The 19,762-nt window shown below is 70.8% G+C and carries 16 protein-coding genes and 1 pseudogene; 6 read left to right on the top strand and 11 right to left on the bottom strand.

Annotated elements, in window-relative coordinates:
- The first annotated feature begins 48 nt into the window (after window positions 1-48).
- Window positions 49-438, top strand: a complete 390-nt coding sequence (locus ACIPK4_RS21825; RefSeq protein WP_402315003.1) for a CBS domain-containing protein — start codon at window positions 49-51, stop codon at window positions 436-438.
- 181 nt (window positions 439-619) lie between these two features.
- Here ACIPK4_RS21825 and ACIPK4_RS21820 read toward each other — a convergent pair whose 3' ends face one another.
- Window positions 620-961 carry a hypothetical protein gene (locus ACIPK4_RS21820; protein ID WP_402315002.1) on the bottom strand — a complete coding sequence of 114 codons (342 nt, stop codon included), beginning with the start codon at window positions 959-961 and terminating at the stop codon, window positions 620-622.
- Window positions 962-1,692: 731 nt separating this feature from the next.
- On the opposite strand from ACIPK4_RS21820, the gene ACIPK4_RS21815 reads away from it, so the two are divergent.
- Both ACIPK4_RS21815 and ACIPK4_RS21810 read left to right on the top strand, forming a co-directional pair.
- A complete protein-coding gene (locus ACIPK4_RS21815; RefSeq protein ID WP_402315000.1) occupies window positions 1,693-4,149 on the top strand; it encodes a molybdopterin oxidoreductase family protein in 2,457 nt (818 codons plus the stop codon).
- Complete coding sequence (locus ACIPK4_RS21810) at window positions 4,146-4,640, top strand: hypothetical protein (protein ID WP_402314998.1); 495 nt, start codon at window positions 4,146-4,148, stop codon at window positions 4,638-4,640. The genes ACIPK4_RS21815 and ACIPK4_RS21810 overlap by 4 nt, the downstream gene beginning before the upstream one ends.
- Before the next feature lie 40 nt (window positions 4,641-4,680).
- On the opposite strand, the gene ACIPK4_RS21805 is transcribed toward ACIPK4_RS21810, so the two are convergent.
- Complete coding sequence (locus tag ACIPK4_RS21805; RefSeq protein WP_402314996.1) at window positions 4,681-5,061, bottom strand: ATP-binding protein; 381 nt, start codon at window positions 5,059-5,061, stop codon at window positions 4,681-4,683.
- A 104-nt stretch (window positions 5,062-5,165) separates the two neighbouring features.
- Window positions 5,166-5,381, bottom strand: coding sequence for an STAS domain-containing protein (locus tag ACIPK4_RS21800; RefSeq protein ID WP_402314994.1), 216 nt, complete (start codon window positions 5,379-5,381; stop codon window positions 5,166-5,168).
- 294 nt (window positions 5,382-5,675) lie between these two features.
- Between ACIPK4_RS21800 and ACIPK4_RS21795 the strand changes: the two genes are divergently transcribed.
- Entirely contained in the window at window positions 5,676-7,958 is a 2,283-nt protein-coding gene (locus ACIPK4_RS21795) for a catalase (RefSeq protein ID WP_402314992.1), read from the top strand.
- 70 nt (window positions 7,959-8,028) lie between these two features.
- On the opposite strand, the gene ACIPK4_RS21790 is transcribed toward ACIPK4_RS21795, so the two are convergent.
- The 6 genes and pseudogenes from ACIPK4_RS21790 to ACIPK4_RS21765 all read right to left on the bottom strand — a co-directional run bounded on the left by ACIPK4_RS21790 (window position 8,029) and on the right by ACIPK4_RS21765 (window position 15,045).
- Window positions 8,029-9,810 (bottom strand): N-acetylglutaminylglutamine amidotransferase, encoded by a 1,782-nt coding sequence (locus ACIPK4_RS21790; protein ID WP_402314991.1) that lies wholly within the window; start codon window positions 9,808-9,810, stop codon window positions 8,029-8,031.
- A gap of 572 nt (window positions 9,811-10,382) precedes the next feature.
- Entirely contained in the window at window positions 10,383-10,826 is a 444-nt protein-coding gene (locus tag ACIPK4_RS21785) for a DUF6098 family protein (RefSeq protein ID WP_402315205.1), read from the bottom strand.
- A gap of 69 nt (window positions 10,827-10,895) precedes the next feature.
- A pseudogene (locus ACIPK4_RS21780) lies at window positions 10,896-11,087 on the bottom strand (DUF5133 domain-containing protein); the annotation flags it as partial.
- Window positions 11,088-11,249: 162 nt separating this feature from the next.
- Window positions 11,250-13,673 carry a SpoIIE family protein phosphatase gene (locus ACIPK4_RS21775; RefSeq protein WP_402314989.1) on the bottom strand — a complete coding sequence of 808 codons (2,424 nt, stop codon included), beginning with the start codon at window positions 13,671-13,673 and terminating at the stop codon, window positions 11,250-11,252.
- Between the two features lie 284 nt (window positions 13,674-13,957).
- Entirely contained in the window at window positions 13,958-14,410 is a 453-nt protein-coding gene (locus ACIPK4_RS21770) for an ATP-binding protein (RefSeq protein ID WP_402314987.1), read from the bottom strand.
- A gap of 158 nt (window positions 14,411-14,568) precedes the next feature.
- Window positions 14,569-15,045 carry an SPW repeat protein gene (locus ACIPK4_RS21765; protein WP_402314985.1) on the bottom strand — a complete coding sequence of 159 codons (477 nt, stop codon included), beginning with the start codon at window positions 15,043-15,045 and terminating at the stop codon, window positions 14,569-14,571.
- Between the two features lie 182 nt (window positions 15,046-15,227).
- On the opposite strand from ACIPK4_RS21765, the gene ACIPK4_RS21760 reads away from it, so the two are divergent.
- Complete coding sequence (locus ACIPK4_RS21760) at window positions 15,228-15,911, top strand: YqjF family protein (protein WP_402314983.1); 684 nt, start codon at window positions 15,228-15,230, stop codon at window positions 15,909-15,911.
- 152 nt (window positions 15,912-16,063) lie between these two features.
- On the opposite strand, the gene ACIPK4_RS21755 is transcribed toward ACIPK4_RS21760, so the two are convergent.
- Both ACIPK4_RS21755 and ACIPK4_RS21750 read right to left on the bottom strand, forming a co-directional pair.
- A complete protein-coding gene (locus tag ACIPK4_RS21755; protein WP_402314982.1) occupies window positions 16,064-16,498 on the bottom strand; it encodes an Hsp20/alpha crystallin family protein in 435 nt (144 codons plus the stop codon).
- A 332-nt stretch (window positions 16,499-16,830) separates the two neighbouring features.
- Complete coding sequence (locus tag ACIPK4_RS21750) at window positions 16,831-18,015, bottom strand: zinc-dependent alcohol dehydrogenase (RefSeq protein WP_402314981.1); 1,185 nt, start codon at window positions 18,013-18,015, stop codon at window positions 16,831-16,833.
- A gap of 195 nt (window positions 18,016-18,210) precedes the next feature.
- On the opposite strand from ACIPK4_RS21750, the gene ACIPK4_RS21745 reads away from it, so the two are divergent.
- A complete protein-coding gene (locus tag ACIPK4_RS21745; protein ID WP_402314979.1) occupies window positions 18,211-19,755 on the top strand; it encodes an FAD-dependent oxidoreductase in 1,545 nt (514 codons plus the stop codon).
- Window positions 19,756-19,762 lie beyond the last annotated feature (7 nt).

The raw sequence follows: 19,762 nt of genomic DNA, 5'->3' as shown, positions 1-19,762 counted from the left end.
ACGACCTCGGCAGGTCAGGGCGAGGGAGGAGTCGCATCGCAGCCCCGCGTGCGGGACGCGACCTGCGTCGGCGCCCAGGAGACGGTTCTGGAGGCAGCGAAGAAGATGGCCGCCCACGGGGTCGGCGCGCTCCCGATCTGCGGCGAGGACAACAAGCTGAAGGGCTTGCTCACCGACCGGGACATCGTGGTGAAGGTATTGGCCGCAGGCAAGGACCCCGAGCAGGTCAAGGCCGGCGACCTGGCGCAGGGGGAAGCGGTCACCATCGGCGCCGACGACGAGGCCGGGGAAATCCTGCGGACCATGACGGAGCACAAGGTCCGTCGGCTCCCCGTCATCGACGGCCACACCCTCGTCGGCATCGTGGCGCAGGCCGACGTCGCCCGTGCCCTTCCCGACCCGCAGGTAGGCGAGCTCCTCGAAGCCCTATCCGCCTGACCGGCTGCTACGCCGGCGCAGAATGCCACCCTCCGCCCCCGACCGGGATGGGCCGGCAACGTGGAACGCCGTCAGCGGACAGAAAGCCACGTGCCGGCCGCCCCCCGGCGACTGCCCCACCCCCCCGAAGGGGTTCTCGCCGCCACGGTGGCACGCAAGAGCCGGACGACGCCGTGGGTGATCACGAAGGACGGTGCCACCGCTGCTGCTCGCGGGTACGTTGCTTGATCACTTGCAGATCGATGATCGCGAAAACGGCTACGGCGAAGCAGATAGCTGCCAGCACGATGTAGACGCTACGGGGCGGGTCGGCCTGAGCGGTGGTCTGTGAGGCCAGGAGCGCGAAGAGGGCGCTCCCGGCCGCGAATACGGGGGCGGCCCAGAGCGACAGCAGGCGTCGGAGTGGAAGATCGCTGCGAGCCCATTGGGCTTCCGAACCATCGTGCCGCCACCGTGTGGCCGCTTGCCGTGCTTTGCGGTCGGCGGCACGCGCGGCGGCGTGCCTGCGCACAGAGGATGCCATCGTCTTCACCTCACCATCCGGTCCGGCGCGAGGCTTCAGCAGCTTTCTGCCGAACCGGTACCGCGTCTCGTTCGCCCCCCACGCCGCAGCTGTCGGGCCCCTCAGCAGGCCCCTGCCCGCTCAGCAACCGCCCACTCCCCCTCCCCCCGCTCCACCCGTCACCCGCTCTCGGTGAGAGCGGTGCGGGCGCCGAGCGCGTACGCCTGACCGCCGGGACCGGGGCTCTCGCGGCGGTCAGGCGTACGTAGGGCCCCGACCGGCCGGGGGGGGAGAGCCGATCGGGGCGTGGCCCGAGCCAGCCGGGGGGGGGGAGGGCTGGCCGGGCGTATGCGGTGTGGGGACGGAAACGGGAAGTCACCTCACGACGGAGCACCCTGCCGGGCCCGCCGGTCGGGGATCCTTTGCCGGTGGAGGACTCTGCAAGGCTTTCGCCTAACGATCTTCCCTCGGGCGACTGGCTGGGCCCCGGGACATCAGCGCCGCACCCTGCCCCACACCCCGACAACGGTCAACCGGGGCCGGTTGTTCCCGGCTGCTCTACCCGGACACGGGTACGACACCAACGGTTCGAGCACGGCGCGAGGACATGAAACCCACCCCCGTGCCTCCCGCTAGCCCAGTGCGACGTACCGCCGCCCCCCTACCGGTGCACAGCCCCTCCGTGGTGCTTGCCCCCGCCTCGGCGGGGGTAGACGAGGCTCGCTGATCAGCGCAGAAGGCGGAGGTGCCTGGTGGAGAGGTCCGTGGACCGCATCGCGCAGCCCTGGGGTGGACGTACCGCCTACGGGCCCGGCGAGGCCTGGCCGACCCGCGTGGACATGTTTCTGGCCGAAGGCATCTCCCCGGACGAAGTGGAGAGGTGGGTGCAGTCGGCTTCGGTGCTCCACTCCGACGGTGATGCGATGGACATCGCGGTGAAGGCCGGCCGGATCGTCGGCGTTCGCGGAAGGTCCGTCGACCGGGTGAACCGCGGCCGCCTGGGCCCGAAGGACCTGTTCGGCTGGCAGGCCAACCACGCCACCGACCGACTGCGCAACCCGCTCGTGCGCGAGGGCGGCCGCCTGGTCGAGTGCGACTGGGACACGGCCCTGGGCCGCATCGTCGAACGCTCCCAGGAACTCCTCGCCGCGCACGGCCCGGGAGCCCTCGGTTTCTACACCTCCGGGCAACTTTTCCTGGAGGAGTACTACACCCTCGCCGTCCTCGCCCGCGCCGGGATCGGCACGAACCACCTCGACGGCAACACCCGGCTGTGCACCGCGACGGCCGCCGAGGCGCTCAAGGAGTCCTTCGGCTGCGACGGCCAGCCCGGCTCCTACGACGATGTGGACCACACCGACACCCTCGCGCTGTTCGGGCACAACATGGCCGAGACGCAGCCGGTGCTGTGGATGCGGGTGCTGGACAGGCTGGAAGGTGCGGCTCCGCCGCGCCTGTTGTGCGTGGACCCCCGCCCCACCGTGGTGGCCCGGCGGGCCGACGTGCACCTCGCACCCCGCTTGGGCACCAACGTCGCACTGCTCAACGCCCTCTTGCACGAGATCATCCGGCGCGACCGGGTCGACCACGCCTTCGTCGACTCGCACACCGTCGGTTTCGAGGAGCTGCGCAGACAGGTTGCGCCCTGTACCCCGGCCTGGGCTGCGGAGATCTGCGATGTCCCGGCGGCGGCGATCGAGGAGGCTGCGGAACTGCTGGGCGGCGCCGAGCGGCTGATGTCGACGGTGCTGCAGGGGTTCTACCAGTCGCACCAGGCGACGGCGGCAGCCGTGCAGGTCAACAACCTGCACCTGGTTCGCGGGATGCTGGGGCGGCCGGGGTGCGGCGTGCTGCAGATGAACGGCCAGCCGACCGCCCAGAACACCCGTGAGACCGGGGCCAACGGCGATCTGCCGGGCTTCCGCAACTGGCAGAACGATCAGCACGTGGCCGACCTGGCCCGCGTCTGGAACGTGGACCCCTCGGCCATCCCCCATTACGCCCCGCCGACCCCTGCGATGCAGATCTTCCGTTACGCCGAACAGGGGTCGGTGCGGATGCTGTGGATCAGCGGCACGAATCCCGCCGTGTCCCTGCCGGAGCTCGCCCGCATCCGCGGCATCCTCGGCCAGGAGCGCCTGTTCACCGTCGTCCAGGATCTCTTCCTCACCGAGACCGCGCAGCTGGCGGACGTGGTCCTGCCGGCTGCGACGTGGGGGGAGAAGACCGGTACGTTCACCAACGCCGACCGCACCGTGCACCTGTCGGAAAAGGCCGTGGACCCGCCCGGGTCGGCCCGCTCCGACCTGGACATCTTTCTCGACTACGCGCGGCGCATGGACTTCCGTGACCGCGACGGCCGCCCCTTGATCGGCTGGAGCGGACCCGAGGAGGCCTTCGAGGCGTGGAAGCGCTGCAGCGCCGGCCGCCCCTGCGACTACACGGGCCTGACGTACGAGAAGCTGCGCGGCGGGAGCGGCATCCAGTGGCCCTGTAACGCGGACGCCCCCGACGGTACCGAGCGGCTCTACACCGACGGCATCAGCTGGGCGCACCCCGACGTCTGCGAGAGTTACGGCAAGGACCTGGTCACCGGCGCGTCCGTCGAGGTGGTCGAGTACCGGTCGCTCAACCCCGACGGCAAGGCCGTCATCAAGGCCGCGGAGTACCTTCCGCCGCACGAGGACACCAGCGACGAGTACCCCCTGCAACTGACCACCGGCCGTACCCTGTACCACTTCCACACCCGCACCAAGACCGGCCGGGCGCCGCAGCTCAACGCCGCCGCACCCGAGGTATGGGTGGAGCTGAGCCGCACCGAGGCCGCCGCACGGGACCTGCGCGAAGGAGACCTGGCGCGGATCACCACGCCCCGGGGGTCACTGCAGGCCCGCGTCCGGATCACCGACATCCGCGACGGCCTCGTCTTCGTGCCCTTCCACTACGGGTACTGGGACACCCCAGGGGGCCACGGCCCCGCCCCGGACGCAACAGGCCGGGCCGCGAACGAGACCACGATCACCGACTGGGACCCGGCCTCCAAACAGCCCCTGTACAAGACGGCGGCCGCCCGGATCGAACGCGTTGCACGGGGCGCGGGGACACCGGCGCCGGCCCCGACCAACACGGCCTCCGCCCCGAGCGAGCCTTCGAACGTCCCCGCCACCGTCGGCGGGCCAGGAGCCCACGCCACGGAGGAACGGCCATGACCGCTGCCACCCTCGTCCTTCGCGCCCTCCACCACGGCGAACGCCACATGGAGAGGCAACTCGCCGCCGCGGCCGAACACCACCGCGCCGAACACGAGATCCATCACGTGGCCACCGACCTCGCCCGCTGGTCGGACGAACACGCCGAGCGCATCGCGGAAGCGTCCCGGGCCTACGGGCTCGACCTGCGCGGCGGCACTGATGACCGGCCCGGCGAAGGTCTGCTCGCCGCCGTGCGGGAGAAGGCCGCCGAAGCGCTCGGACACCGGCCCGAACCCGGCCTGCTGCTCCTGCGCGACCTGCGCACGCTCCATCTGGCGGCAACCGAGAACTCCCTGTACTGGGAGATGCTCGCCCAGTACGCACAAGCCGCCTCCGACGACCGGCTCCTGGCCCTGTCCTCCGCCTGCCACCCCCAGACCCTTCGGCAGATGCGCTGGACCAACACCATGATCAAAACCGTGTCGCCGCAGATCCTCACCAGCCTGTGAGCCGGAAGTCCTTCATGAGAAGGCGTCGGGGCCGCTCAGGTCACCTACGGGGCAACATGCGCAGGTCGGCCCACACCGTCTTGCCGGCGCCTTCGGGCCGGGTCCCCCAGCGCAGTGCGAGCTGGTCGACGATGAACACGCCGTGCCCCCCGATCGCGTCCGCCCGGTGAGCGCCCAGGCGGGGCGGGGACGGGCTCCGGTCGGTGACGGCGATGCGCAGCACACCGCCGCTGTGATCCAGGCTCAGGCGCCGGGGGCCACCGGCGTGTTTCAAGGCGTTGGTGAGCAGTTCCGCGGCGACCAGGGTCGCGTCGTCGGCGGCGGCCAGATCCCAGTCCGCCAGGGCCTGGCGTACACAGGCGATCCCCGCGCCGCACGCCTCCGCGTCACCGCGGTCGAAGTCGAGCTCACGGTGGTGCAAGACAGCGGACTGGGGAGGTCCCACGGCGGTTCCCGGACGGCCGACGGCATTCGATTGCCCAGCGCCTGCCCAGGGTCCGTGTCAGTACACGGCGCAGCGACGGGTCATTGCCCGTACCAGGCGACCGCTTCCTCGACCGTGGCGTAGACGGGGAAGGAGCTGGCGGCCCCGGTCGTCTCCAGCACCTGCATGACCCCGCGGCTGGGCGAGACCAGGACCAGAGGGACGCCGTGGGCCGTGGCGCTGTCGCGCAGGGCGAGGGGGAGGTTGAGGCCGTCGGCGGTGAACAGGTCGATGGCGTTCAGGTCGACGGCGAGCAACGTCGGCAGCCGGCCCAGCGCCTCGCGCAGGCTGTGAGACCGACCGCCTCGGTTCCGGTGTACAGGTCACCGGAAAGTACGCTGCCCCCGTGAACGGGACGGCCCTCGGAGGCGCTGGCGCACGACCACCGCCTCGGCCCCGCCCCTCCTTTCGGGCCGTGTGCTGACCGGCCGGACCACTGTGTCGCATGGCTCGTGCTGCGGACGATCGCACCGCCGAACAGGCCAGTACGCGTTTTCGAACCCGCGGTCAGGGACACACGTAGGGAACCGTCCCCCGTGTCTGGAGAAGCGATGTCGGAGAAGAACCCGGTCAAGGCGGTCGCAGACAAGATCGCAGACGTCATGCACGCCGACCAGGCCGGGGCCGGGGGACCCGGACCCGCGGAGGGAGTCCCCGGCAAGCCCGGCCCGGTCTCCCCGCAGTCGAGTGAGCCCGTGGAACCGAGGGAGCCGCTGCCCCCGAAGCCGGACCAGAGCGGCCCCGAGACGGTCAGCCCGACAGGGCAGCCCACCGGTGCCGACCAGGCGAGGGTCGCGCAGAGCGGGGCGTACCTCACCACCGCCCAAGGGGCTCGGCTGTACGACACCGACCACTCCCTGAAGGCCGGCCCCCGGGGCCCGGTGCTGCTGCAGGACCACCACCTGCGCGAGAAGCTCATGCACTTCGACCACGAGCGGATCCCGGAGCGGGTGGTCCACGCCCGCGGCTCCGCCGCCCACGGCGTCTTCCATTCCTACGGCACCGCGCAGGAGGTCACCAAGGCGGCCTTCCTCGCGAAGGACTCCGAGACGCCGGTGTTCGTGCGGTTCTCCACGGTGCTCGGGTCGCGGGGCTCCGCCGACACGGTGCGCGACACCCGGGGTTTCGCCACGAAGTTCTACACCGAGGAAGGCGTCTTCGACCTGGTCGGGAACAACATCCCGGTCTTCTTCATCCAGGACGCGATCAAGTTCCCCGACATCATCCACGCCGGCAAACCCCACCCCGACCGCGAGATCCCCCAGGCCCAGAGCGCGCACGACACGTTCTGGGACTTCGTGTCCCTGCACACCGAGGCCACCCACCACACCTTGTGGAACATGTCCGACCGGGGCATCCCGCGTTCCTACCGGATGATGGAGGGGTTCGGCGTCCACACCTTCCGCCTCGTCAACGCGCAGGGCGCCACCACACTCGTGAAGTTCCACTGGAAGCCGAAGCTGGGCGTGCACTCCCTGGTGTGGGAGGAGGCGCAGATCCTGGCAGGTGTGGACCCCGACTTCCACCGGCGTGACCTCTTCGACGCCATCGAATCGGGAGCGTACCCGCAGTGGGAGCTGGGCATCCAGACCTTCCCCGACACGGCCGACCAGATGTTCGAGGGCATCGACCTCCTCGACCCCACCAAGATCGTCCCGGAGGAGCTGGCTCCGGTACGACCGGTCGGACTGCTGACGCTCAACGCCAACCCCTCGAACTTCTTCGCCGAGGTCGAGCAGGTCGCCTTCCACACCGGCCACCTGGTACCGGGCATCGACGCCACCGACGACCCGCTGCTGGCCGGACGGAACTTCTCCTACCTGGACACCCAGCTCACCCGGCTCGGCGGCCCCAACTTCCCCCAACTGCCGATCAACCGCACCCACGCACCCGTCAACGACATGCTGCGGGACGGCATGCACCAGACGGCCGTGCACCGCGGGGTGGCCCCCTACAAGCCGAACAGCCTCGACGGCGGTTGCCCCTTCTTCGCCGGCGCCGACACGGGGGCGTTCATCGAAGTGCCGGTGGAGGTTCCGGCCGGGCGCAAGGTCCGCCAGGCACCCGCCTCCTTCGCCGACCACTTCTCCCAGCCCCGCCTGTTCTGGCTCAGCATGAGTCCCGTCGAACGCGAACACATCATCGCCGCCTACACCTTCGAACTGGGCAAGTGCTACGAGCAGGCCGTCAAGGAACGGACGCTGGCCGTGCTCGCCAACATCGACGGCGAGCTCTGCGCCCAGGTGGCGGCCGGGCTCGGGCTGCCGGTGCCTGCGGCCACCGAGCCCCTCGCGGACGTCCGGCCGAGCCCCGCCCTGTCCCAGGTCGGCCGCACCTGGCCGGTGGACGGGCGTGTCGTCGGCATCGTCACCGATCACGCCCTCGACATGGCAGACGTACAGCAGGTCCGCCAAGCCGTCCTCGACGCCGGTATGGTGCCCCTGGTGATCGCGCCGGCCGGTGGGGTACTCGGCTCCGGCGACCCCGTCACCGTCCAGCGCACGTTCGCCACGGCCCGTTCCGTGGAATTCGACGCGCTGGTGTTCGCGGGTCTGCCCGCGGCCGGCGCCGACGCCTACGGGGCCCGCGACGCCAAAGCCGCAGACCCCGGACGCGCCGTCGGCGACCCCCGCCTCCTGGCACTGCTCACCGAGGCCTACCGGCACGGCAAGGCCGTCGCCGGCTGGGGTGGTGCCGAAGCCCTCTTCGAGGCCGCCGGCATCACCGCCGGCGAACCGGGGGTCCTCCTGACGGCCGATGCCCGAGGACTCTCCCCGCTCATCGAACTTCTGGCGGCCCACCGCGTCTGGGAGCGCTTCCCCGCCGCGAGGTGACGACGCCCGCCGCTGCGGCCGCCGCCCCGTGGACGGCGGCCGCGGCGGTGAACGAGTGGCCACGGGGCGTTCAGTGGATGCCGTGTGCCTGGAGCCACATCTCCAGCGTCGCCACCTGCCACAGGGTGTTCGCCCCGCGCCTGGCCCGGTGGCGGTTGGGCGCCGCGAGCAGCTCGTCCACGAGGTGCTCGTCGAAGATCCCGCGCCGGCGTGCCTCCGGGGCCCTGAGGGCGTCCCGCACCCGGGCCAGCACGGGTGCGGCCATGTGCCGCACGGCCGGGACCGGGAAGTAGCCCTTCGGGCGGTCGACCACCTCGCGGGGCAGAACGGTGCGTCCGACGTCCTTGAGCACGGCCTTGCCGCCCTGTGCGAGCTTCAGCTCCGGCGGGCAGGCGGCTGCCAGCTCGACGAGCTCGTGGTCCAGGAACGGCACCCTCGCCTCCAGCCCCCAGGCCATCGTCATGTTGTCGACCCTTTTGACGGGGTCGTCGGGCATGAGCGCGTGGATGTCCATCCGGAGGGCCGCGTCCAGGGCGGTCTCGGCTCCGGCAGCGGCCATGTGCTCGCGCACGAAGTCCGTAGAGGCGTCGCGGCCGAGGGCGAGGTCCGGGTGGAGCATGGCGGTGAGGTCGGTGTGCGTCCGGTCGAAGTACGCGCGGGCATAGGTGTCGACCGCTGCCGCCCGGGGGGCGGCGGCGATACGCGGATCCCAGTGGTAGCCCGCGAACACCTCGTCCGCGCCCTGCCCGCACAGGACGACCTTGACCTCCTTCGAGACCTGTTCGGACAGCATGTGGAAGGCCACGGCGTCATGGCTGACCATCGGCTCGCTCATGGCGCTGATCGCGGCCTCCAGCGCTACCGGAAGCCGGTCGGAGGGGATCATGAACTGGTGGTGATCGGTCGAGAAGCGGCGGGCGACCAGGTCCGAGTACGCGAACTCCTCGCCGTCCTCGCCGTTCTCCTCCTCGAAACCCATGGCGAAGGTCGGGACGTCGTGGTAGCCCTGCTCGGCCAGGAGCGCCACCATCAGGCTGGAGTCCAGGCCGCCCGAGAGGAGGACGCCCACGGAGACGTCCGCAACCGTACGACGCCTCACCGCCGTGCGCAGTGCGTCGTGCACGGCCTCCCGCCAGAGCACTCGGTCGCTTCCCAGCTCGGAGTGCCGGGTGTACGAGGGCTGCCAGTACCGGTGGTCACGGTGAGAGCCGTCGGGCTCGACGACCCGGACCGTGGCCGGCGGGAGCTTCCGTACACCGGCCAGCACGGTACGCGGTGCGACCACCGTGCCGTGCCAGCTCAAGTACTGGTGGAGCGCCGCCGGATCGATGGACGTGTCGACGCCCCCGCCCGCCAGCAGGGCCGGCAGGGTGGAGGCGAAGCGGAGCCGGCTGCAGTCCGAAGTCACGTAGAGGGGTTTGATGCCCAGCCGGTCTCGGCCGAGCACGACGCGGCCCGTCTCGTGGTCGACGACGGCGAAGGCGAACATGCCGGCGAAGAGGTCGACGCACTCCGGTCCCCACTGCGCGTAGGCCTTGACGAGGACCTCGGTGTCGGAGTCCGAGAAGAACCGGTGCCCGAGCCCTTCCAGGCGGGCGCGCAGCGGACGGTGGTTGTAGATGCAGCCGTTGAAGACCGCCGTGAGACCCAGCCCGCTGTCGGTCATGGGCTGGGCCCCGCGCTCGGACAGATCGATGATCTTCAACCGTCTGTGCCCCAGGGCCACCGCCCCGTGTGACCACAACCCCCTGCCGTCGGGTCCCCGGAACTCCAGCGCATCGGTCATGCGCTCGACCGCCGCCATGTCGGGGCGGCTTCCGTCGAAGCACACTTCCCCGGTCAGGCCGCACATGACACGCCTGCCGGGGCCTTGCCGCAGGACGCCCGCGGCACCGCACGTCTCTCGGGGGGCCGGGTCACGTACACCATGTGTCTGCTCTCCTGTGCCGGTCCGATCCAGCGCGTACGGGCCGGTCCGAACGGGCGGTCAACTTGCCGGGCGCCTGCCCACGCGCATGCCCTTCAAGCAGACGCGTCCCCCGGCGCACGGCGTCCGGCGGCGGCCGCCTGCCTGCGGGGCGGGCTTCCCGGTGCCGGAACCCCGTCGCCCTGCCGCCCGCCTTCCAGCAGGTCGAACATCTGGTCCAGAACGCTGTGGAAGTCACTCCAGGGACTCGGGCGGTCCTTGCCGTGGGCGGGGGCGTCCGTCGGGCTCGGGCTCTGGCCAGTTCGCCTCGGGGTCATGTTCCACCTCTCAGGCTCGTCGGCCGGCCCTGGGCCGGTCCTTGCGTGTGCGCTCAGCGTGCGCCTGCAGCGTCTTCCCCCGCGCGGGAGTCTCATGCGGAACCGACCGGGTCGCGGAGCGGCGCCGCCGGGTCGGCCCCATGGCTCGCTCCACAGGGCCACACCACCGGGCCGCGTCGGCTACGGGGTACGGCCGAGGCCGGTCCTGTCCAGGGTGCCCCAGCGCCCACGCTGTCGCCGGATCTCCTCGACGGCTTCGTCTATCACGGCCCGGTCGATCCATCCCAGCGGCTCGATTCCGGTGACCAGGGGCTCGTTGTCGGGGCCCCTCCCGATTTCCCTGGCCCGCAGAAGCCACGGACGCACCCGGTGGCCCTTCACCTGTGGGAGGTGGGCGTAATCGTAGAGCCGTCGGGCCGCCCAGAGCCGTAGCGGGCGCTCGCTCCACCAGGGCTCCACGTCGAGCGGGCTCGCGGAGAGCCCCGGCAACGCGATGCCCGTCAGATCGTCCCGGCTGGCGAGCGCTGGAAGGTCGACGTCCGGCCCCAGCGACCAGCGCACGTACAGGCGCTTGCGATGCGCGATGAAATCCGTCAGCTCATCGAGCGTCCCGATCACCGGCATGTGCGCGGCGTTTCCCTCATGCACGACCGGCGCATACCCCCGGCTCGTGGCCGGACACTCCCCGGCAGGTCAACTGCCCGGAGCCTCCGGTTCTCGCCCCCGGTGCGGGGACGCCCCGAGACGGTTGGCGGCGCTCAGCTCTTCCGCGGCCGGCAGCGCACCGTGCGCGCTCCGCTGTCCCATCAGGACGCACAGTGTGTACGCGGCGTCTTCGAGTTCGGTGCGCACGCCCGTGTCGTCCGGCGCGGCAAGGGCCCGGCGGCGGGCGGCACGAGGTCGGCGGTGACTCCGGGTGAAAGGACGCGCGAGTCACGCCCGGCAGTCCCTCGAACCGGTCCGGTGCAGTGGCGGAGTTGATGTGCGACGCCCCCGAAGCAGGCGCAGGGTGCCCCGTGGCACGAGGGGCGTCCGGGCGGCCGCCGCTCAGGGTTCGTCGGGTGCGTGGATCTCCAACACGCAGATGTCGTCGCGGTTTCCCGGGCGCAAGCCGGCCAGGGTCTTGGCGAGCATGTCGCCGCGGCCCTCCTGCACGAGCCGCACAGCCGTGTCAGACAGGCGGGCGAGCCCGGCTTCTATGTCTTCTCGCGGCTCCTCCACGAGGCCGTCCGTGTAGAGGAGCAGATGGTCACCGGGCAGCAGGTCGGTCACCTCCTGCCCGTATACCGATTCGAACGCGGCGCCGAGCAGGGTCCCTTCGGGCTGCGGGAGGAAAGTCGCCTCGCCTCCCCGGATCAGGAGCGGCGGCAGGTGGCCCGCCCGCACCCATGTCAGCCGCCGGGTCCGAGGCTGGTAGCGCCCCATCACCATCGTCGCCGTGGCACATTGGTTGCCCTTGGCGGTGTGCAGCAGCAGCTTGTTGAGTCGCGCGAGGACATCGGACAGGGGCGAGCCGGTGATGGCCATGCCCTTGGCGGTGAAACGCAGTTGGGCCATCGTGCCCACTGCGGGCAGCCCGTGGCCGGCGACGTCTCCGACGACGAACAGGGCGCAGTCATCGGGGAGTTCGATCGCGGAATACCAGTCGCCTCCGACGTTCAGCCCCTTCTCGGCAGGGACGTAGGCCACGTCGACGCGGAGGCCTGCCAGTTCGAGCGACTGCTCGGAGATCGGCAGGAGGGTATCCTGGAGATGGGCACCCAGCGCACGTTCGGCCTTGAGCGTGCCGCGCTGGACGAGATTGGCGCGCTCGCTCTCCCGCAGCGCCTGCTCGGCGCCCCGCAGCGCGGTCAGGTCCTGGAAGAAGCCGCGGACTTCCACCGGACTGCCGTCCGCGTCCCGCTGCGCCTCGGCAACGATCCGCAAGTGGCGCACACCGTGCGCGGTGGTGATGCGAAAGTACTGGTCGATGGGCGCGCCGTCCCCCAACAGCCGCTGGACGGCCGCTCCCAGCCGCGGCAGGTCCTCGGCCAGCAGATGCTCGGGCAGCTCCTCCAGCCGCAGGGGTCCCAGAGCCGGGTCACGGTCAAAGACCGCGTACACCTGGTCGGACCAGGTGATGGTGTCCGTCATGAGGTTCCAACTGGCCCAGCCGAGGTTTCCCAGCCGCTGCATGTCGTCCAGCCTGCGGCTCTCGCGGTCGCTGGCGTCGTGGCGGATCCACGAGACGACCAGGCGCTCCCCGAGCCGGGACGCGCGGACCGAATAGACGGACTGCTGTGGCGCTCCGGCGGTCACTTCCTCGTAGGTGAAGGGCTCCCCCTCGTAGACCATCCCCGTCGCAAGGGTGCCCAGGTAGCCCTCCCACAGGTCACTGCCGGCCACCGTCGGGTAGGTTTCCAGGATCTTCCGGCCGACCAGGTCCTTGCCTTGCCGGCCGGCCACGTCCCGCGCCTGCCGGGCCGCCGCGTCGATCCGGTAGTCCTCCACCTCCCCGGTCTGCGAACGCAGCGGGGTCAGCAGGACCGCTGGGGCGGCCAGGGCGTCCAGGACCGCCTGGATCGCCTCGACGTCCTGCCGGACCGGGTCCTGCCCGTCGGGCTCCCCGTCTTCCCGCAAGGGGCCGCTGCACAGCCTCACGGCCCGTTTGAGGAGAATGCGCGTACGGGCGTCGAAGGGACCCGGCCGGGTCCGGAAGAACCCGACGACCGCCGACACCGGTCTGCCACGGAGGACGGGAAGCCACGCACGGGACGGCCACCGGCCGGGTGGCTCGCCGATCTGGACGTAATGGGCCGCGTCCCGCTCCGGTTCTTCGAGCCACACCGCCTCCCGGGTCACGATGGCCTCCATGGCGGCCACACTGCTGACCGGGGGGACGTGGCTCCATTGCCGGGCCAGGGCCTCGTCCACCCCAGCGTGCCCGGCCAGCTCCAGGCTGCCGGCCGTGGCCACGGTATAGACCATCACCGCGGCCACGTCTTCCGCTTCGCCCAGCACCGCCAGCAGGAGTCCGGCGATCTCGTTCGGGTCCCGGGTGCCGGTACGGGCCAGCCCCTGGACCAGTCGGGCGAGCAGCTGCGCGGGGCCGGTCGGCCGGCCACCGCCGACGGCGTAGCCGTTCGGGTCGAAGGGCGACGGCTCCCGCCCCGGCATGGCGGCCGCGGCGGCGCGCTCGGCAGCCTGCGGCGCCTCCCCGGACTCCCCCGTACCGGTCCGGCCCTGGACGATCCAGCACTCCTCCATGAGGGTCCGCCGGTGCTGGTCGGCGCTTGCGAGCAATGCCTGATAGGCGGCTTCCGGCGTCACGCCCGCACGGGCCATCAGGATGCCCTTGGCGCGTTCGAGGACGGCCGTCATCGAGACCACGGCCTCCAGGTCCACTACCTCGGCACGCAGCCTTGACACGACCTTCGCCAGCGCCAGCATCTCGGGGGTTGCACCGCCGTCGGCACCGGGCAGGGCCTCCATAAGGCGAGCATGCCACGTCCCGGGCCCCCGTACCGGGCCAAGGCGACGTCCGGACATGAACACGCGCCGGCCGATGGGCGTGACACCTCGTGCGGGTCCTGGTCCGGATCGAGGACTGCCCAGGTGTCCGAAAGCCCGAACATCGACTCGTACAACACCGCCCGCCCGGCCCACGCCGACGACCTGGCGGGCGGGGAGCGCTGGCCCGTGTTCACACCGCTGGCCCGGGCCGCCGGCTTCTGCCCCGCGCACGGATCCTGGCGCCATGACGTTGCGCCTTCCGGTCAGCGGGCTACGTCGTCCAGCGCCACCACGGCAGTGATCCGCTTACCCACCGGTTCGCGGCTGATCCGCACACTCCTGGCCGTACGGGCAATGATCTCCAAACCGTGCTGACCCACCCTGAACGGGTCAGGAGGCATGATCTTCGGAGGCGTCGGACTGCTGTCCCACACACTCACCTCGATCCCGCCCTCCACGACCTCCAACGTCAGCAGGCAGGGACCGGGAGCATACTTGCGCGTATTGGTCACCAGCTCACTCACCACCAGCTGCACCGTCTGAGACACCCACTCAGAAACCGTCAACCCGTGCACGGTCCCCAGGCCGTCCAGGAACGAAGCCGCCAGCCGACGCGCCTCGGCGATACTCTCCCAACCCTCGAACGCCACCGCCGCCGACACCCACCGCGACAACACGGCATCCCCAGGCACCTGCCCCAACCCGTCCATCCGCATCCCGTCCGACGCCCTCACACAAACGCCCCCACAGGCACTACCGAGCACTCTACGACCCCGCCCAGACAACCCACCCGACCCCCACCCCGACCCGTCCCTCCCCGCAGGGACGATAGCGGGGCTGGGGATGGTTCCTGGTCGACCGCTGTGCTGCAGACCTAGCGGAGGCCCGGCATGCTGCGCTGGTGCTCCACGCCCGGGTAGCGGCGGTGGTTCATGTCCCGGGCGCCGGAGGCGGCGGCGAGGGCGAGCAGGGTGGCGACGGCGCCGGTGATGAGGTTGCTCGTGATCGTGCGGGTGTGGGCGACGTCCCCGGCGACGACCCAGGGTGCGATGCAGGTCCAGACACCGAGGGCGGCTGCGGCCCATGCCATGGAGTGGGTGCGCTCGTACGACGTGCCGAGGCCTCCCAGGAGCAGCATGTAGGCGAGGCCGACGATCAGGTTCGTGACCGTGAGGGTCGTGAAGGCGTTGAATCCGACGATCCACGGGGACGCCGCGAGGTAGAGCCCCGTGATCAGTGCAAGGGCCTCGACCATCTGGGCGCGCGGCGTGACGGCGGCGCGGTCGTGCCGGGCCCGCAGCTCCATCAGGTCCGGGTGCTCTTCGATCGGCGCACGGTGCATTGATGCCATGACGACCTCCTCAATACGGAGTGACGTCCGGCCTCTACCCATGAATCCCGCATAAAACAATAAAACGGGTCTTTGCGCGGAGTTTTGCCGGGTCCGACGCGGGGCGTAGCGTCGAAGAGAGGACGCGCCGTCAACCAGTGGGAGCCGCCGCTGTGACTGACTCCTGCGGGGACCGTGGCGCGGTGGCCGCGCCTGCCGTCCGGCTGCCGGTGCTGTCGATGCACTGGCGTCTTCAGGCGTTCGTGCACTGGCCCTACCGTTCGCAAGATCTGCAGGCCTTGCTGCCGCCGGGCCTTGAGCCGGATCTGTACGACGGGCGGGCATGGGTGAGTCTGACACCGTTCGTGATGTCCGCCGTACGGGTATGCGGGCTGCCGATGGTCCCGGACACCTTCCCTGAAACCAATCTGCGGACCTACGTGCGCCATCCTGGCGGGCCGTCCGGCCTCTGGTTCCTCTCGCTCGAAGTGACCCAGCCCCTGTTGCTCGCGGCTCGCCTGCTCGGGATCCCCTACCGGCTCGCCGGACTCACCGTCGCCCCGGACGGACCGGACTGCCGCTACACCGGCAGCCGTCGGCCCAGTGGACCGGAGTACGACCTCGTGGTGCGGAACGCGGGCACTGCGGCGGCGGCGCCTCTCGACCTGTGGCTCACCGAGCGCTTCCACGCCTACTCGCTATGTGCCGGACGCCTGTGGCGCACCCCGGTCAGGCACGAACCGTGGCCGCTGTACAGGGCGAGCGTGCTGTCGTTGGCGCAGTCCCTCACCCGGGCCTCCGGCCTCCCCGACCCCTGTGCGGAACCGTTGGCCCACGCCTCCCCCGGCGTCGGACCCGTCGCACTGGGCCCCGCCCGGCCCGCCTGAAGCCGACGGCCTGCCGGGGGGAGGCGGCGGGCGGTGAAGAGGGCGAGGGGTCGCGGAGGGCGGGTGCCGGAGGAAGAAAGGATCCCCCGCCCTCCGCACGCTCGTGCCGGGAGTGCCAGCTCGCGGCGGGAGTGCCGCGACGTGCCGGGACTTCAGCCGGAGATCTGCTTGCGGTCCGCCTCGCCACCGATGCTGATCTTGCGGGGCTTGGCACGCTCCGCGATCGGGATGCGCAGGGTCAGCACACCCGCTTCGTAGTCGGCCTGGATGCGCTCGGTGTCGAGGGTGTCCGCCAGGACGATCTGGCGGGAGAAGACACCGAGCGGCCGCTCGGAGAGCTCCATCTGTACGGTGTCGGAGTTTGCGGTGGGCCTGCGTTCGGCCTTCACCCGAAGCATGTTCCGCTCGACGTCGACGTCGATCGCCTCGGTGCTCACACCGGGCAGGTCGAACGCGATCACGTACTCGTCGCCCTCGCGGTAGGCGTCCATCGGCATGACCGAAGGCTTCGACCACGTACCCGACGTACCCGACAGCTGCTGGACGATCCGGTCCATCTCGCGGAACGGGTCGGTGCGCATCAACATCGCGAAACACCTCCATTGGTTCAGGCAGAGAGACTGCCAATGCGCTTCAACGTGCTTCCGTTGTAGCACGTCATCGGAACGATGACAAGTTGAATGTCATCAATAAGGTGACAGGGATGAGTGTCGAGCGGGCGATTCGTCTGCCATGCCCACGCTGACCCGCTGAGCCACAGCCCGCACCGTCGACCCGACGGCGCCCCCGGCATGGCAGCGCGCGCCTGCGGCGTGGAGCCGGTCGGGAGCCACCCCCGCCGGGCCACGACGCACGCGGATCCCCCAACCCGGCCTTGACACGGTCCGCTTAAGGGGAGCGCACGGCGGACGTACTCAGATCACGGAGTGAACAGGACCTTGACGACTCCGTCCTGCTTCTTCTGGAACATCTCGTACGCCTCCGGGGCCCGGTCGAGGGGCAAGCGGTGGGTCGCGAAATCGTCCACGCCGAGCGGGTCCCCGTCGGTGAGGACGGGCAGGATGTCGTCGACCCAGCGCAACACGTTGGCCTGTCCCATGCGCAGCGTGAGCTGCTTGTCGAACATGGTCAGCAGCGGAAGCGGATCCGCCGCACCTCCGTAGACGCCGGACACGGACACGGTGCCGCCGCGGCGGACGAGGTCGATGGCGGTGTGGAGCGCGGACAGCCGGTCGACGCCTGCGCGTTTCATCAGGGCCGCGGCCATGGCGTCCGGCAGGAACGTGGTCATCTCCTGCGCCACGCCGGCGATGCGGCTGCCGTGGGCTTCCATGCCGACGGCATCGATGACGGCGTCCGGGCCGCGCCCTCCGGTGAGTTCCCTGACGGCATCCGTCAGGCCCTCGCCGCACTCTTTCAGGTCCAGGGTGGCGGTGCCGCGCCGGCGGGCCCGCGCGAGCCGTTCCGGTACGAGGTCGATGCCGATGATCGTTTCGGCGCCGAGGTGGGCGGCCACGCGGCAGCTCATATCGCCGATGGGGCCCAAGCCCAGTACCGCGACGCTGCCGCCCGGCGGGACGGAGGCGTACTTGACTGCCTGCCATGACGTGGGCAGCACGTCGGACAGGTAGACGAAACGTTCGTCGGACGGGCCGTCCGGGACCCGGACGGGAAGGCTGTTGCCGAACGGGACCCGCAGGTACTCGGCCTGGCCGCCCGGTACCTGGCCGTAGAGTTTCGTGTAGCCGAAAAGGGATGCCCCCGTTCCGTGCTCGCGGACCTGCGTCGTCTCGCATTGGGACTGGAGCCCTTGGTCACACATGAAGCACGAGCCGCACGAGACGTTGAAGGGGATCACCACCCGGTCCCCGGGCTTCAGTGCGGTGACCTCGGGCCCCGCCTCCTCGACGATGCCCATGGGCTCGTGGCCCAGGATGTCGCCGGGGTCGATGAAGGCTCCCAGTACCTCGTAGAGGTGGAGGTCCGAGCCGCACAGCCCGGTGGTCGTGACCTTCACGATCACGTCGTCGCGGTCCTGGATGGCGGGGTCGGGAACCGTGTCGACCCGTACGTCCCGCTTACCGTGCCAGGTGAGTGCCTTCATGACGCCTCCTCGCAGAGTGTGCTGCCGTGCGTGTCCCCTCGGGGTGCGCGTGCCCCCGGCCGCACCGGCGAACCGGAATGCCCGTCTTTTCCGCTACGCACCCGACCCATGATCGATCCGCAGGCCGACCTGGCGGGGTGGCCTCGCGCGGCACGGCGACGTATCGATCGCGGGTTTCCCGGGCAGTCGCCCGGTATGAACCGAATCCGGGAAAACGGCCGCTCCTACTGGATGCAGACGGCAGCCCTGCCGTCCTTCGCCCCTCTTTCGGGGGCTACGGAGGCGGACGCGGCGGTCATCGGCGCCGGCATCGCGGGCCTCAGCACCGCATGGGAGCTCGCCCGCGCCGGCCTCACGGTCATCGTGCTGGAAGCGGACCGGCTGGCGGGCGGCGTCACCGGCCATACGACGGGCAAGCTGACCGCCCTGCACACCGCCGTGTACGACACGCTCCGCAGCGAGCACGGGGACGACGCGGCTCGCCGTTATGCAGCCTCCCAGAGCGCCGCGCTCCGGCACGTCATCGAGGTGTCCGAAGCGCTCGGCGTCGACTGCGAACTGGAAAGACGCCCCGCATTCACCTACTGCGAGCAGTCCGAGGGCGTCGACGGCCTGCGCGCGGAAGCCGACGCTGCACGGTCAGCCGGACTCAGCGCGTCGTTCGGCACCGACACCGGTCTGCCCTTCCCCGTCGCGGGCGCCGTCAGGGTCGAGGACCAGGCCCAGTTCCATCCGCTCAAGTACCTGCACGGGCTCGTCGACGAGATCGTCGCGCTCGGTGGCCGGATCCACGAGGGCACCCGCGTCACCCGACTCGACGACGGGGATCCCTGCCTGCTCACCACCGACTCCGGAGCCACCGTTGCATCCCGGCACGTCGTCATCGCCACGCACCACCCCGTCTTCGACCGCTCGGTGCTCGCCGCCCGGCTCACCCAGCACCGCGACCTCGTGATCGCGGGCTCGCTGCCCCCTCACCGGGACCCCGAAGGCATGTACATCACCCAGGAGGGCGGCAAGCGGTCCGTGCGCACGGCGCCGCTCAGGGGCGGCAACCGGCTCCTGATCGTCACCGGAGCGGCTTTCACACCCGGTACGGGGCAAGACACCGAAGCCGGCTACGCCGACCTCAGCACCTGGACCGAGCGACACTTCCCCGATGCCACGATGACCCACCGGTGGGCGGCACAGGACAACAGCGCCACGGACGCCCTGCCCCTGATCGGCCGGCTCCCCACGCACGGCGAAGGCGTCTACGTCGCCACCGGCTTCGCCGGCTGGGGCATGACGGGCGGAGTCCTGGCCGGGTTGGTCATCGCCTCCCTCGTCGCCGGGGAGGACGAGCCCTGGGGCGGTCTCTACGACCCAGGCCGGCTCGGCTCCGCTCTCCGCTCCGCCCCCGCGCTGCTCGGAGCGCAGTGGGACACCGCGAGGCACTTCGTCAAGGACCGCCTGGACACGCTCGGTGACGGCACCAACGGCCCCGTCCGGAGCCTGCGGCCGGGCCAGGGAACCGTCGTCCGGGCGGCCGGCAGGCCCTGCGCCGTACACCTCGACGACCGGGGCGAGCTGCACGCCGTGTCCGCCGTCTGCACCCACATGGGGTGCCTCGTCGCCTTCAACAACGCCGAGCGGACGTGGGAGTGCCCCTGCCACGGCTCCCGCTTCGGCATCGACGGCGACGTTCTCCAGGGACCGGCCCTGCACCCCCTCGAACAGCAGGACCCCGCGGAGCTCTGATGCGCAA

The organism is Streptomyces sp. NPDC086989 (genome assembly GCF_044745505.1).
Classification (GTDB): Bacteria; Actinomycetota; Actinomycetes; order Streptomycetales; family Streptomycetaceae; genus Streptomyces.
The sequence above is the reverse complement of the archived record's forward strand: the minus strand, read 5'-3'. Positions and strand labels throughout refer to the sequence as shown.